Here is a 12845-nt window from a genome sequence, read left to right on the forward strand (position 1 = left end):
CTGGTGGTAGAAGCCGTGAACGAGGATCACTTCGGGGGCCGTCACGGCACTCAGCGAATCACCCTTAGCTCCGCTGTCCCGGTAGGCGATCGGCTGATGAGACCCCGTCTTGCCGACTGGTTGCAGTCGTCATAGACAACTCGTCGCGGTGGCAGGTTCTGCCTCCCGGGCGGTGGTCAGCTGGTGGGGACGACATCCCAGTGCTCTCGGATGAGGCCACCGTCGACGCGGAACAGGTCGGCAGCGAGGAGCGGGTCGCCGGGCTTCGCCCCGACCGCGCGGGAGAAGGTCCAGACGATGTCACCGTCGGAGAGCGAGATGACGGACTGCTGCGCCGGGAACTGGGCGCCGCTCCCGAACAGTTGCTTGAGGGCTGCTGTCCCGTTCGGAGCGACGGTGTTGTGCTGCAAGTACGCGGGGTCGAAGGCGCGGTCGAGGACGGACGCATCGTGGTCTCGGAAGAGTGTGTTGTACGCCGACACCGCGAGGACGCGGTTGCGTTCTTCCTGACGTTCCGACGGCGCGGTGGTCGGACGTGCCGGCCGGTACAGGTCGCTGAACATGGTGTTCGTGTTCCCGCTTGCGGGGGTGCCCGTCGGGATGGGCTGCTCGAGCGACCAGTGCTCGACGATCCGTCCGTGCTGGAGGCGGAACAGGTCGACGGCGGCATCACCGCGTCGTTCGTTGCGCGGGTCTGGTGCGATCTGCCAGTGCACGGCGACGAGGTTGCCGTCTGCTGCGGTGCGCTTGATCACTGCTCGAGCACCAGGGATGCGGGTACGGTCCGCCGAGAACTGGGCAAGGACACCCTTCGGTCCGGCAGTGGTTGCTGCGCCGTGCGTGACTGCGCTCGGGGACACGAACCGTGCCGCGACCTGCCGGGAGGATCTGCTGTCAGGATCGGTGAAGGTCCGGGTGATGAGCGTCCGGACGATGCAGGCGTTGCGGTGTTCCGTGTTGGTGTTCTGCCGGTTCCCGGCGACCGTCACGGTCGGCTTCGGTTGGGTTGCGGGAGCGGCCGCTGCCGGCGTGGACACGACGAGACCGGTGAGGAGGGCGGCTCCGGCGACGGCCGCCGCGCCGCGGGCGATGCGGCTGCTTCGTGTGCGCGTGATCAGGTCGTTGGTCATGGTTGTGCTCCTGCTCGTGTGTGGTTGACGGGACTGGATGCGGGTCACTGCGCCGCGATGGCTGCGAGGCCCTCGGCGAGCGGGGTGGTCGGTCGGCCGATGAGAGCCTTGAGCTCCCCGCTGGTGTGGGCGAGGAGACCGTCGCGGATGCCCGCGTCGAGGGCCACCAAGAACGCGACTGTGCCCTCGTCGAGCCCCGCTCCCCGGAGGGAGACAGCGTGTTCGTCCGTGCTGAGGGCCTGGTAGTGCACCGGTGAACCGATCACGTCGGTGAGGGCATCGGCGAGCTCGGCATGGGTCCATGCGTAATCGCCGGAGAGTTCGAACACACGCCCGGCGGTCTCGTCATCGAGCGCGACGACCGCGGCTGCTTCAGCGAAGTCGCGTCGGCTGGCGCTGGCGACGCGGCCGTCTCCGACACTCGCCGTGATCACACCCGACTGCCGTGCGATGTCGAGCGTGGTCGCGTAGTTCTCGGTGTACCAACCGTTGCGGAGGATGGTGGCGGGGACGCCGGATGCGGCGATGGCCTCCTCCGTGGCCTTGTGCTCGGGAGCGAGGATCAACTCCGAGCGACCAGCGTCCAGGACGCTCGTGTAGATGATCCTGCTGGCGCCGGCCGCTGCGGAGGCGTCGATCACCGCAGTGTGCTGGGCGACGCGCTGCCCGACGGCATCGCTCGAGATCAGGACGACGACGTCGCCGGCACCGATGACGTCAGCGATCGTGCTCGGACGGGTGTAGTCGAGCACGGCGGTCCGGACGCCCAGTGTCGCGAGGTCTGCGAGGCGAGTGATGTTGCGTGAGGTCGCGATGACCGACTCGGGGTCGGCCCCGCGTTCGATGAGAGCTTCGACGACGAGGCGGCCGAGCTGGCCGGAAGCGGCGGTGACGATGATGGACACGAGGTCTCCTTCTGCGATCTTCAGCGGGTGATCGCAGCATCGCAGGAAACTCTCCTGTACGGAGGTACGCACCTTTTTGTAAGGTACTTACATGGATGTCGGAATCGTGGAAGCCCCTGCACCGCCCGTGCAGGATCCGGATGCGTTCGCGCGCTTCCCAGCGGCGTGTCCTACGCGAGTCGTGCTCACCCACGTCACGAGTCGGTGGGGTGTCCTCGTGCTCCTCGCGCTCGAGCCGGGCAGCATGCGCTGGGGGGAGCTTCGACGCACCATCGAGGGGATCAGCGAGAAGATGCTCGCCTCGACTCTGCGGACGCTGGAGCACGACGGGATCGTGAACCGGGTCGCGCAGCCCACGATCCCGCCTCGGGTGGACTACTCGCTCACCGACAGCGGTAGCGAACTGGCAGCTCGACTCGTTCCCCTCATGGACTGGATAGTCGAGCACGCCGACGCCATCGTCGATCGGCCGTCCGGCGACTGACACCCCGCGGTCCTGAGCGGGATCTGTGTCACGCTGCCGCCGGGCTCACGACGGCGAATCGACCGCGGCGCTGCGAGCGGAAGCGGACCAGTCAGCGACCCAGTCGGGCACAACGAGATCGTCCCCGTCGAGGAGAGCGCGGAGATCGTCGGTCACGACGGGGCCGTCGTGTCGCGTCAAGAACTTCGTCCGCACGACGGCGTGCGCGTGCAGGTTTCCGCGTCGAACGAAGGTCTGCTCGGTGTAGCTGCCGTGATCGTCGGAACCGAGGTACCTCGTGCGGAGTTCGAAGCGCTGGCCGACTCGGAGGGGCCTCCGGTAGGTCACCGTTTGCTGCGCCACGACCGCTGCCCAACCTCTGGCCCGGGTGCGACCGAAGATCCCGGTGCGTCGGAGCCACCGCAGTCTGCCGAGATCCATGATCGTGAGGTAGCGGCCGTTGTTCATGTGGCCGTATACGTCGAGGTCCCCGACGGTCACGCGGAAGATGGTGGTGTCGGTCTCGTGGATGTTGAGGCCTCGTCGGAAGCGCTGTCCGAAGAGCACCAGAAGAAGTCGGAAGTACAGGTTCACGGGGCTCCTCGCCGGCGAGTCGTGTCTTGACGGCGCTCGGTTCCGAAGCGCCCGCGGTCGCATGGCCGCGGTCCTGCGGTCGCATCACGCCATACGACCGTATGTCGAAAAGTGGGTCCTGCTCGATGAGGGCATGCTCAGTGAGTGAGGCCTGTTGTGGCAGCCCCGCGATCAGCCTGACCGATGGGGGTGCGCGGGCGGGTGCGTGCCGAGCCGAGCCGAACGGCAGCATCGAACTCCTTGAGGTTCTGTAACGAGCAAAACCATTTTGTACGTTACAGTGAGTCGCATGAGTGAATTGAGCTACGACGTTCTCGTGACCGACGGACCGGAGTGGGCTGGTGACGCACGGCTGCCTGACGGCCGCCCTCTGGTGTGGAACCCAGGCAGCACGGTCCTGATCTCCGGGGCGGAGCACGCGGTGCTCGTTGACGCACCGTTCACCCACGAGCAGATCAAGGCGGTCGGTGATTGGGTCGAAGCGTCCGGCAAGACACTGACGTCCATCTACGCAACCCACGGCCACGGTGACCACTGGTTCGGTGGACACGCCCTGGTGGAGCGGTTCCCGTCGGCGACGGTGGTCGCGACGAAGCAGACGATCGCGATGATGCACCAGGAGGCGACAACGGGCCGCGAACAGCTGTGGGACCAGATCTTCCCGGGGCTGATCCCGGAGGCACCTGTCATCGCGGAAGAGGTTGGCCCCGACGGGTTCGACCTCGAAGGTCATCGGCTGCTCCCCATCGAGGTCGGACACACCGACACCGACGGCACCACAGTGCTCCACGTCCCGGACTTGGACCTCGTCGTCGCTGGCGACAGCGTCTACAACGGGGTGCACCAGTACCTCCTGGAGGGGCCTGGTGGCGGCTTCGAGCACTGGCTCGCAGCGCTCGACGTCATCGAAGCACTCGGAGCCCATCACGTCGTGGCAGGCCACAAGAACCGGGCACTGGCGGACAGCCCCGAAACCATCGCCGAAACCCGGATGTACCTGCGCGACGTCATGGCGCTGCTCGATGACGGTGTCACCCCGGAGCGGTTCCTGCAGGAGATGACCACCCGCTACCCTCACCACCTCAATCTCAGCCCTGTCTGGTTCGGTGGTCTCACCCTCCTGGGGGGAGCGGCTTAATGCTCGAGGGCACCGCGACGACCCGGTACGAGGCGAACCCCGCACCGGGTGACCTCGCGCTCCTGCAGGACCTCGTCAACACCGTCAGCGTCGGCCCCGGGGCTGACCTCCTGGGATCCACCGACAGCGCAACGACCTGGCTGGCGTCGATCGGCACCGGCACCGGGGCCGGCGTCGACGTTGACTCCCTCGAACGCCTGCGTCGCCTACGGACAGCCCTCAGGCGACTGCTCGGTGACGGGCCCGCGGAACACCATCAGCCAGTGGATCTCGCCCTCCGCCTGCGCCTCGACGACAACGGCATCACCGTGCCGCACGACGGCGGTGACTTCATCGAGGCGAAAGTCGCAGTCGCGCTGCTCGAAGGGCGCGCCACGGGTGCACTCTCGCGGCTCAAGTTGTGCGCGAACCCGGACTGCCAGGTCGCGTTCTTCGATCAGTCCAAGAACGGGGCCGGCAAGTGGCACTCGTCGGCCCGCTGCGGCAACGCGGCCCGCGTCCGTGCACACCGAGACAGGACCATCAGCCGAACCGACACGAACTCGTCAACCAGTTGAGTCCGCTCCAACTTGACACCCCGCAACACAACTCCGCAGACACAGCAGATCGGAACAAACGCATGACCTCCAAGACCTGGTTCATCACTGGCGCCGGCCGCGGCTTCGGCCGGCAGTTCACGGTTGCCGCCCTCGAACGCGGCGACCGCGTCGCAGCGACCGCTCGGGACCTCGCCGCACTCAACGACCTCGCCGCCACCCACGGCGACCGCTTCTTCGCCATCGCACTCGACGTCACCGACGCCGCCGCCGTCCACGCGGCGGTCGACGCGGCGGCCGAACGCTTCGGCACGCTCGACGTCGTCGTGAACAACGCCGGGTACGGCCTGTTCGGGATGGTCGAGGAACTCAGCGAAACCGAACTCCGCCAGCAGTTCGACGTCAACTTCTTCGGCGCGTTCAACGTCACGCAGGCGGCGCTGCCCGTCCTGCGCGCTCAGGGAAGCGGCCACATCGTGCAGATCTCCACCATCGGCGGGGTCATCGCGTTCCCCGGCCTCGGCGGGTACAACGCCTCCAAGTGGGCACTCGAGGGCCTCTCGGACGCCCTCGCCCAGGAAGTAGCCCCGTTCGGGATCAACGTCACCCTGGTCGAACCGGGGCAGTACGGCACCGACTGGGCAGGATCGAGCGCTGTCAACGCCACCCCGAACTCGGCGTACGAGGACGCCCACCGCGCAGCCGAGGCGGCCGAAAGGAAGCGACCGGTCGAGTGGCTGGGCAAGCCCGAGGCCGTCGGCGCAGCCATGTTGGAGCTCGTCGACAACCCGACCCCGCCGCTCCGCGTCTTCTTCGGCGCCGCACCGACCGTTGTCGTCCCCCAGGTCTACGCCGCCCGACTGGCGGAGTGGGAGTCCTGGAAGGAGTTCTCCGTCCGAGCGAACGGCTGAGCCGCACCACGACCACCGCTCATCCCGGTCGTCAAGGAGCGCGAAGCGTCCGCCCGAGCCGCAGTCACCAAGAGAAGGCAGATATCGACATGACCGAAGTATCAGGACCGGGGCTCGTTGCCATCGCAGGCGCGACGGGGCGTGTCGGCAGGGTGATCACCGACGGGCTCTCCGCTGCCGGCACCGCGGTACGTGCACTCAGCCGGACACCCGCAGCGCAAAACGCTGGCACCCAGACCACGAGCGTCCACATCGACTACGCGGACCCCGAGTCGATCGCGTCCGCTGTCAACGGCGCCGACGTGCTGGTCATCAGCCTCGGCAGCTCCAACGACCAAGCCCACCAGGAAATCGCCCTCATCGACGCGGCCGCTCGCGCCGGGGTCGAACACGTCGTCAAGGTCAGCTCGTGGAGCTGGCCCTCCCGCATGCACCCAATCGACTGGCATCTGCAGGTGGAGGACCATCTCGGCGCGGTCGACATCGGTTACAGCGTGCTGCGCCCCATGACCTTCAGCGCCGTCATCGGAGGTCAGGCCGGACTCATCAAGAGCGACCTGTGGGGAGGCGCTGCCGGCACGCTTCCCGCGAACCTCATCGACGTGCGCGACGTCGGAGACGTCGCGACACGCCTGATCCTGAGCGGTGCAGCGAGCGGCTCGGTCCGCAGGGCTTACCACCTCACCGGACCCGACGGGCTGAACATGGACGCCATAGCAGAGCTCATCTCGGAAGCGATCGGGCGCACCGTGACCTACACGCACCGAACCCCTGACGAACAGCGAGCCCTGCTGCTGTCACTCGGACTGCCGGAGATGGTCGTGGGGCTCCTCGTGAGCATCGACGTCGAAGCCCTTGCGTCTGGCGCCAGCACCGAAACGACGTCCACTGTGGAAGATCTGCTGGGCCGGCCTGCCCGCTCGATCCCGGACTGGGTCGCGGAAAACGCCGAGCTCTTCCGCTGATCTCGTCCGGTAGCCGATCGGCTATCGAGACGGTCCGCGTGGGCCGGATTCGCGGCGTGCTCGGCGTCGGCGAGCGGTTAGACAACACCGTTCGGTTCGCCGTTGAACTCCCAAGGGTCGTTCTGGATGCGCATGTTCACGAGATGGGGCTCGGGTAGGTCGTCCGGGATGCGGTGCTCATCGCTGGGGTGGCAGTAGAGCCATCGGCTTGCGTGGCCGATCGTGTGCTCGTTGAAGAAGCGCTCGTAGGCGGTCGTGCCTACAGGGACGAGTGTGTCTCGCAGGCCCTGGTGCACCTCATCGACGGGGACCAGGCCTTGGAACGGCGTCGGGTCTCCCATGATGAGTCCAAGCTTCCGAGTCAAGGGCATTGCGATGCCCCAAGCGGTCATGTATCCGACCCCTTCCCACTCGTCAGCGTCGGGCTGTGCGACCAAGCTCACCGGGGAGTCGGAGGTGACTAGCGACCTGCGATCGAATCGGACCAGCGTCCAAGGTCGTCCGACCAGGTATTTCAGAAGGCCGTCGGCGGTCTTCAGCATCTGTTCGGCGAACTCCCCATGACTGACTTGTACGGGCGGCCCCTCGGGGCGCATTGCTTCATCCCACAGCTGTTGCACTTTCTCCTCGGGGACGGTCCTTCCGTCGTGCTCGAGCCGAGCCTTGAACCGATCTCGTCCCCCGAAGCCAATCTCAAGCCGTGCGGCGAAAGCAGCGAGCGAGTCTGCCGTTCTTCGGTTCACCTGTGTCCGGGTTGCTTGCAACGCGATGAAGTACCCCAAGGCAGTGCGATCTGCGACGTCAAGTGGCCATCGGCCTTCTGCCTGCGCTGCACGACAGGCGGGGCACCAATCAACGCCGTCTGTTGAGCAGTCCCACCCGTACGATTCCGCGTGGCCGCGCGCACCGTTGTCCCGCTCGCGGACACCAGTGCCCCGCACGGCTCAGGGATCGGTCAGGGTGCCCCGGACGATCGAGTCACCGGAGTGCGCCGGATCGCCGTCGTCGGCCTCGGCCGAGACGTCCACGACGGGGAACTCCGCGGTGTCGACGCCGTCGGGCACCGTGAAGCGGCCCTGGTCGCCGTCGAGGTAACCGACGCTCACCAGTCCGCCGAGGTCCGACCGCATCATCCAGACCTCGCGCAGCGGACCGGTGCCGGAGCGACCGCGCTCTCCGTGCAGGTCGACGAGCAGGGTCACCCGGCCGTCCTGGTCACGTTCGAGTTCGGCGCGGCCGGTCGTCCCCGACCAACCGGGCAGCGCTGCGAGCTCGGTGTTCGCCAGGACGGTCTCGGTGTCGCCGCGGGGGAGTCCGGGGACGACCCCCGACGCCACACCGATGCCGAGGACGACGGCGAGGACACCGACGCCGGCGATCACCAGCGCCAGGACACGGCGACGACGCGGACGGGATCGGGGTCGGCGTGCCACGGCGTGGTGCTGCGCGCCAGTCCGGGTCCCGTCGGGCGCCCCTTCGGATGCGCGTTCGGCCGCTCGTCCTGGATCGGTCGCCGGCGCCGCGGCCTGCTGCGGCGTCCGGGCGACCTCGGCCGCGATCCGGTCCCACACGTGCTCCGGGGGCGCGGCCAGCGTGACGTCCTCGGACGCCCGGGTCACCGCGGCGACCCGCTGCAGCGCGGCCACCTCGTCGCGGCACCGGTCACAGGACGCCAGGTGCTCGGCGACGTCGTCCGCGGCGACCTGGTCGGAGACCGCGAGCATCGCCAGCGTCTCGTCGTCGACGTGCTTCATTCGATCACCTCCAGACGTGTTCGGAGCCGAGCCAGACTTCGGTGGATGTGGCTCTTGACGGTGCCCAGCGGCAGTTCGAGCCGTTCGGCGATCTCACGATGGCTGAGGTCGTCGTAGAACGCCAGTCGCATCACGCGCCGTGGGACCTCGTCGAGCCGCTCGAGCTCGCCGGCGACCAGGGCGCGTTCGGCCAGGTCGAAGGCCGGTTCCGGCGCCGGGGTGGTCTCCTCGACCACGTCCGGGTCGGCGGCGCTGGCGTGCCGTCGGCGCTCGTTCTGCGCGTCGGCGATGCAGTTCCGGGTGATGCCGACCAGCCACGCGCCGAGCGGGGCGCGGCCGGGGTCGTAGCTCGTGCTGCGCTGCCAGGCCTTCACGAAGACCTGCTGCGTGACGTCCTCCGCGGCGGCCGGGTCGGCCAGGGCGCGCAGGGCCAGCGAGTACACGAGCGACGACCACCGTTCGTAGACGGCTCGCAGGGCGTGCTCGCCCCCGGCGCGGAACGCGTCCGAGAGCTCGCTGTCGTCCGAGAGGATGGTCGTCACGTCTTCCTGTCGCTGGCGCGGTCGTCGTCGACCACGATCCGATCGTAGGGGGCGGATCGTCGCCACGGTCAGGCCGGGACCGCGGTGACGATGAGGTTGCTCTCGTAGTGTCCGGTGGCTGCGTCGAACGTCCCGCCGCAGGTCACCAGGACGAGCCGTCGTGGTCCGTCGTCACGGAACACCTCGCCCCAGGGGAGTCCCTGCTTCTCGAGCATGCTGACGGAGTCGATGCGCCACGCGGTCTCGGCACCGTCCGCGTCGGTCAGGGTGACCCGGGTGCCGGTCGGGGCGTCGCCGAGCCGGGAGAACGGGCCGATGCCGTAGCCGACCGCGTCGACGTGGGCCGCGATGACGACGGTGCCCTCGGTGGACGACGGTGCGGCACCGAACCGGTACCAACCCGCGGTGGCCGGGTCGGGCGGGAGCGCCATGGCGCCGTCCTCGTCGACCCCCTCGGGGCGGATCGGCGCGCGGATGCCGGCGTGGTCGACCGTGATGGTGGTGGGGGCGGGGGCGTCCCGGACCGGGGGGATCGTGGCGGCATGCTGCGGGACCTCGGTCGAGAACGCCGACGGGACCGGTGAGGGGGTGGTGGTCGGCAGGACGGACGGCTGCCCGCCGGGGGTGGTCCCGGCCGACGAGCACCCGGTCAGGGCGGCGGCCGCCACGGCGACGACGAGCGTCACCGTGGCGGACCGCACGACGGGGCGTGGCACGTTCAGCGGCGGGTCGCTGCGTGCCGGCGGCGGAGCACCACGGCCCCGATCGCGGCAGCGGCGGCCAGTGCGGCCGCCGCTGCGCCGACCAGGGGCAGGGGGTCCTGGTCGTTCGTGGCCACGAGACCGGCGTTCCCGGCGGGGACGCCGTTCGGCGTGCCACCGAGGTCCGCGATCGTCTGCGTGGCGAGGGCGAGGTTGTCGTCGTCCAGGCTGCCCCAGGCGTAGACGATGGTCGACGAGCCCGCGGTGACCGCGACGTCCGCCGGGCCGATCACGGGGTCGGTGGTCCCGGTGGCGGCGACGGTCGCCGACACGGTGCCGGCCGGCAGTTCGAGTGCCTGCTCGTCGGGGTTCGACAGGTTCGACACGACGGCCTTCCCACCGGCGAGGACGTCGACGGCCGGTGCTGCGGCGACGTGCCGGACGACCAGGCGTCCTTGGCCGGCGGCGACGGCCGAGGTGTCGTTGGTGAACACCGTGGCGGTCAGCGACCCGTCCGTGGCGTCGTGGGCGACGGCGGTGTAGTTGCCGCCGGCGTCGAACGAGACGTCCGCCGGGCCGATGATCGGCTTCGACGCGTCGGTGGCGTCCGAGGCGGTGATCGCGAGCTGGTGTGCACCGGCCGGCACCATCATCGGGCCGGCGAGGGTGCCCGGGGTGAAGTCGTCGATGGCCCGTTCGCCGTCGAGGTACACGTCGACGGTGACGTCGGGGACGGCATGGAGGACCGAGAGCGTCGCCTCGCCGGTGGCGGCGGTCGCAGCGGTCGCGGGCAGTACGGCCGCAGCGGCGGCGAACAGGACACCGGCGCTGAGGCCGGTGGCGAGTGTCTTGCGCATGACGTGTCTCCTTCGGGCCTGTCCGGGCCGGTGCGGACGACGTCGTCCTCGACGTCGTACCCCCACTACCGCCGGAGCACCCCGATCGGATGCAGCGATTTCCTGGGGATCACCTGAGACGGCCAGAACGCGTCGCTAACGCACCCGTCGCACCCGCCGATAGTCCTCCGTGCAGGCCCACGGACGGGCCGGCATCCCGCCCCACGGACGGCGGCGGGACGATCGAGAACCAGGACGGGCCATGATCGTCGTCACACGACTGAACGGCAGCGGATTCGCTGTGAACCCCGATCTCGTGGAGCGCATCCAGGAGACGCCGGACACGACGCTCATCATGGTCGACGGCGCGAAGTACATCGTGCGGGAGTCGATGGCCGACGTCATCGACCTGATCGCCGCGTACCGCGCACGCATCGTCGGCATGGCCTACGGCACCGACCAGGCCCCCCGCACGAACACCGGCCCGCAGCCGACGCTCGCCCCGGTCGCCGCGCTCCGCTCCACGCAGCACGGCCGCGCGCTGGACGGGGGTCGCTGACGTGGACATCGCAACGATCGTCGGCATCCTGCTCGCCTTCGGCGCCCTGTTCGGCATGGTCCAGATGGAGCACGTCGAGCTCGGGGGACTCTTCCTGCCCGCCCCGATGCTGCTCGTGTTCGGTGCCACCATCGGCTGTGGCATCGCCAGCACCACGCTGAAGGACGCGATCGCCAGCTTCAAGGCCGTGCCGAAGGCGTTCACCGGCAAGGTCACCCCGCCGGCGTCGGTCATCGACGACGTCGTCGGGCTCGCCGAGACCGCCCGCGCCAACGGCCTGCTCGCCCTCGAGCAGGAGGCCGACAAGCACGACGACCCGTTCATGAAGAAGGCGCTGCAGAACATCGCGGACGGCACCGACGGCGACGAGCTGCGGATCCTGCTCGAGGACGAGATCGAGTCGAACGCGGCCCCGACCCGGAGCGCGAGTGCGTTCTTCATGGGCCTCGGCGGCTTCGCCCCGACCGTCGGCATCATCGGCACCGTGGTCTCGCTGACCCACGTGCTCGCGAACCTCGGCAAGCCGGACGAGCTCGGACCGCTGATCGCCAGCGCGTTCGTCGCCACCCTGTGGGGCCTGCTGACCGCGAACTTCATGTGGCTGCCGATCGGCGGCAAGCTGCGCAAGCTCGCCCAGCTCGAGTCGGACCGTCAGACGCTCCTGATGGAGGGGCTGCTCGCGGTGCAGGCCGGCAGCCAGCCCCGTCTGCTCGGCGAGCGGCTGAAGGCCATGGTCCCGCCCGCCGCCCGCGCCGACACGGGTGGCAAGCCCGGCAAGGCAGGCAAGAAGGCCGACGCGGCCGACGACCAGCAGCTGGCGGCCTGACCGTGAGCGCCAACCCCCGGGGCCGCGGCCGCGGTCGCGCGAAGAAGTCCCACGACGAGGCCGAGCACCCCGACGAGCGCTGGATGGCGTCGTACATGGACATGATCACGGTGCTGATGTGCATGTTCCTCGTGCTCTTCGCGATGTCCACCGTCGACCAGGAGAAGTACATCCAGCTGAAGCAGTCGCTCGCCACCGGCTTCGGCGAGGTCGACTCGCAGAAGATCGACACCGCGAGCGGCACCGTCGTGACGAAGGACCAGGTCGAGGACGGCTCCGGCTACTCGACGGACAAGTCCCAGGCCGACCACTCGACCGCCTCGTCGGGCACGAAGGACACCAACGTCGACCCCGCGTCGACGGTGGTGCCGACCACGGCGAGCAAGCAGGACCTCGCCGAGGCGAAGCGCGAGCTCGACGACCTGACGAAGCTCGAGCGTGCGATCCAGCGCAACCTGGCGAAGGCGGGTCAGACCGAGAACGTCCAGTTCACCGTGGACGCCCGCGGCCTGATCGTCCGGTTGATCGGCAGCGAGACGTACTTCGGCACGAACAGCGCGGACCTGTCCGACCAGGCGCGGTCGATCATGGACGCGATCGCGCCGGTGCTGAAGACCTCCGCCCACGACGTCAGCGTCGAGGGCCACGCCGACCAGCGGAACTCGACCGCGCCGTACGCCACCAACTGGGAGCTCAGCGCCGCGCGGGCGACCGGGGTCCTGCGCGACCTGGTCGAACGGGGCGGGATGCCCGGCGACCACGTGCAGAGCGTCGGGTTCGGGTCGAGCCGACCGCTGGCGAAGGGCGGCACGGACCGGGACCTCGCCCTGAACCGGCGGGTCGACATCGTGGTCCTGTCGAACGCCGACCAGGACGTCAGCGCCCTCATGCCAGCGCTGGCCAAGGCGCAGGACGGAGCACAGCAGGGCTGAGACACGCAGCGCAGCAGGGCTGGGACACGCAGCGCAGCAGGGCTGGGACACGC

At 69.0% G+C, this 12845-nt stretch carries 16 protein-coding genes; 8 read left to right on the forward strand and 8 right to left on the reverse strand.

Features of this window, described 5'->3' with window-relative positions:
* Positions 1 to 176 precede the first annotated feature (176 nt).
* A complete protein-coding gene (locus tag DEJ12_RS10985) occupies positions 177 to 1130 on the reverse strand; it encodes a nuclear transport factor 2 family protein (protein WP_111030031.1) in 954 nt (317 codons plus the stop codon).
* Positions 1131 to 1174: 44 nt separating this feature from the next.
* Positions 1175 to 2035, reverse strand: coding sequence for an SDR family oxidoreductase (locus tag DEJ12_RS10990; protein ID WP_111030032.1), 861 nt, complete (start codon positions 2033 to 2035; stop codon positions 1175 to 1177).
* Positions 2036 to 2126: 91 nt separating this feature from the next.
* On the opposite strand from DEJ12_RS10990, the gene DEJ12_RS10995 reads away from it, so the two are divergent.
* On the forward strand, positions 2127 to 2519 hold the full coding sequence (locus DEJ12_RS10995; RefSeq protein WP_083404110.1) for a helix-turn-helix domain-containing protein: 393 nt from the start codon (positions 2127 to 2129) through the stop codon (positions 2517 to 2519).
* A 45-nt stretch (positions 2520 to 2564) separates the two neighbouring features.
* On the opposite strand, the gene DEJ12_RS11000 is transcribed toward DEJ12_RS10995, so the two are convergent.
* Entirely contained in the window at positions 2565 to 3092 is a 528-nt protein-coding gene (locus DEJ12_RS11000; RefSeq protein ID WP_111030033.1) for a thioesterase family protein, read from the reverse strand.
* A gap of 289 nt (positions 3093 to 3381) precedes the next feature.
* Between DEJ12_RS11000 and DEJ12_RS11005 the strand changes: the two genes are divergently transcribed.
* The 4 genes from DEJ12_RS11005 to DEJ12_RS11020 all read left to right on the forward strand — a co-directional run bounded on the left by DEJ12_RS11005 (position 3382) and on the right by DEJ12_RS11020 (position 6642).
* Complete coding sequence (locus DEJ12_RS11005; protein ID WP_111030034.1) at positions 3382 to 4230, forward strand: MBL fold metallo-hydrolase; 849 nt, start codon at positions 3382 to 3384, stop codon at positions 4228 to 4230.
* Entirely contained in the window at positions 4230 to 4787 is a 558-nt protein-coding gene (locus DEJ12_RS11010; RefSeq protein ID WP_111030035.1) for a CGNR zinc finger domain-containing protein, read from the forward strand. The genes DEJ12_RS11005 and DEJ12_RS11010 overlap by 1 nt, the downstream gene beginning before the upstream one ends.
* Positions 4788 to 4849: 62 nt before the next feature.
* Complete coding sequence (locus DEJ12_RS11015) at positions 4850 to 5677, forward strand: oxidoreductase (RefSeq protein ID WP_111030036.1); 828 nt, start codon at positions 4850 to 4852, stop codon at positions 5675 to 5677.
* Positions 5678 to 5766: 89 nt separating this feature from the next.
* Complete coding sequence (locus DEJ12_RS11020) at positions 5767 to 6642, forward strand: NAD(P)H-binding protein (RefSeq protein WP_111030037.1); 876 nt, start codon at positions 5767 to 5769, stop codon at positions 6640 to 6642.
* A 77-nt stretch (positions 6643 to 6719) separates the two neighbouring features.
* Here the strand turns inward: DEJ12_RS11020 and DEJ12_RS11025 are convergent, their stop codons facing one another.
* From DEJ12_RS11025 to DEJ12_RS11045, 5 genes are all read right to left on the reverse strand, one after another.
* Positions 6720 to 7583 (reverse strand): DUF4238 domain-containing protein, encoded by an 864-nt coding sequence (locus DEJ12_RS11025; protein WP_111030038.1) that lies wholly within the window; start codon positions 7581 to 7583, stop codon positions 6720 to 6722.
* Positions 7584 to 7586: 3 nt separating this feature from the next.
* Complete coding sequence (locus DEJ12_RS11030; protein WP_111030039.1) at positions 7587 to 8396, reverse strand: anti-sigma factor domain-containing protein; 810 nt, start codon at positions 8394 to 8396, stop codon at positions 7587 to 7589.
* Positions 8393 to 8938, reverse strand: coding sequence for an RNA polymerase sigma factor (locus tag DEJ12_RS11035; RefSeq protein ID WP_111030040.1), 546 nt, complete (start codon positions 8936 to 8938; stop codon positions 8393 to 8395). Before DEJ12_RS11035 ends, DEJ12_RS11030 begins: the two co-directional genes overlap by 4 nt.
* Before the next feature lie 68 nt (positions 8939 to 9006).
* The gene (locus tag DEJ12_RS11040) at positions 9007 to 9654 is read right to left on the reverse strand and encodes a class F sortase (RefSeq protein WP_181433122.1); all 648 of its coding nucleotides are present in this window, start codon (positions 9652 to 9654) and stop codon (positions 9007 to 9009) included.
* 2 nt (positions 9655 to 9656) lie between these two features.
* Positions 9657 to 10496: a DUF4397 domain-containing protein gene (locus DEJ12_RS11045; protein WP_111030042.1), complete on the reverse strand. Its 840-nt coding sequence runs from the start codon at positions 10494 to 10496 to the stop codon at positions 9657 to 9659.
* A 241-nt stretch (positions 10497 to 10737) separates the two neighbouring features.
* Between DEJ12_RS11045 and DEJ12_RS11050 the strand changes: the two genes are divergently transcribed.
* From DEJ12_RS11050 to DEJ12_RS11060, 3 genes are read left to right on the forward strand one after another with little or no spacing between them, the layout of a single operon-like run.
* Positions 10738 to 11034, forward strand: coding sequence for a flagellar FlbD family protein (locus DEJ12_RS11050; protein WP_027465534.1), 297 nt, complete (start codon positions 10738 to 10740; stop codon positions 11032 to 11034).
* Between the two features lies 1 nt (position 11035).
* Complete coding sequence (locus DEJ12_RS11055; RefSeq protein WP_111030043.1) at positions 11036 to 11860, forward strand: motility protein A; 825 nt, start codon at positions 11036 to 11038, stop codon at positions 11858 to 11860.
* A 2-nt stretch (positions 11861 to 11862) separates the two neighbouring features.
* Entirely contained in the window at positions 11863 to 12792 is a 930-nt protein-coding gene (locus DEJ12_RS11060) for a flagellar motor protein MotB (RefSeq protein WP_110863814.1), read from the forward strand.
* The last annotated feature ends 53 nt before the right edge of the window (positions 12793 to 12845 follow it).

Origin of the sequence: Curtobacterium sp. MCLR17_059 (assembly GCF_003234665.1) — a bacterium.
Classification (GTDB): domain Bacteria; phylum Actinomycetota; class Actinomycetes; order Actinomycetales; family Microbacteriaceae; genus Curtobacterium; species Curtobacterium flaccumfaciens.

Excerpts from the sequence above, each read along its gene's own strand:
- DEJ12_RS10985 (WP_111030031.1), bottom strand. The coding sequence starts at position 1,130 with ATGACCAACGACCTGATCACGCGCACACGAAGCAGCCGCATCGCCCGC.
- DEJ12_RS10995 (WP_083404110.1), top strand. The coding sequence starts at position 2,127 with ATGGATGTCGGAATCGTGGAAGCCCCTGCACCGCCCGTGCAGGATCCG.
- DEJ12_RS11005 (WP_111030034.1), top strand. The coding sequence starts at position 3,382 with ATGAGTGAATTGAGCTACGACGTTCTCGTGACCGACGGACCGGAGTGG.
- DEJ12_RS11010 (WP_111030035.1), top strand. The coding sequence starts at position 4,230 with ATGCTCGAGGGCACCGCGACGACCCGGTACGAGGCGAACCCCGCACCG.
- DEJ12_RS11015 (WP_111030036.1), top strand. The coding sequence starts at position 4,850 with ATGACCTCCAAGACCTGGTTCATCACTGGCGCCGGCCGCGGCTTCGGC.
- DEJ12_RS11020 (WP_111030037.1), top strand. The coding sequence starts at position 5,767 with ATGACCGAAGTATCAGGACCGGGGCTCGTTGCCATCGCAGGCGCGACG.
- DEJ12_RS11030 (WP_111030039.1), bottom strand. The coding sequence starts at position 8,396 with ATGAAGCACGTCGACGACGAGACGCTGGCGATGCTCGCGGTCTCCGAC.
- DEJ12_RS11045 (WP_111030042.1), bottom strand. The coding sequence starts at position 10,496 with ATGCGCAAGACACTCGCCACCGGCCTCAGCGCCGGTGTCCTGTTCGCC.
- DEJ12_RS11050 (WP_027465534.1), top strand. The coding sequence starts at position 10,738 with ATGATCGTCGTCACACGACTGAACGGCAGCGGATTCGCTGTGAACCCC.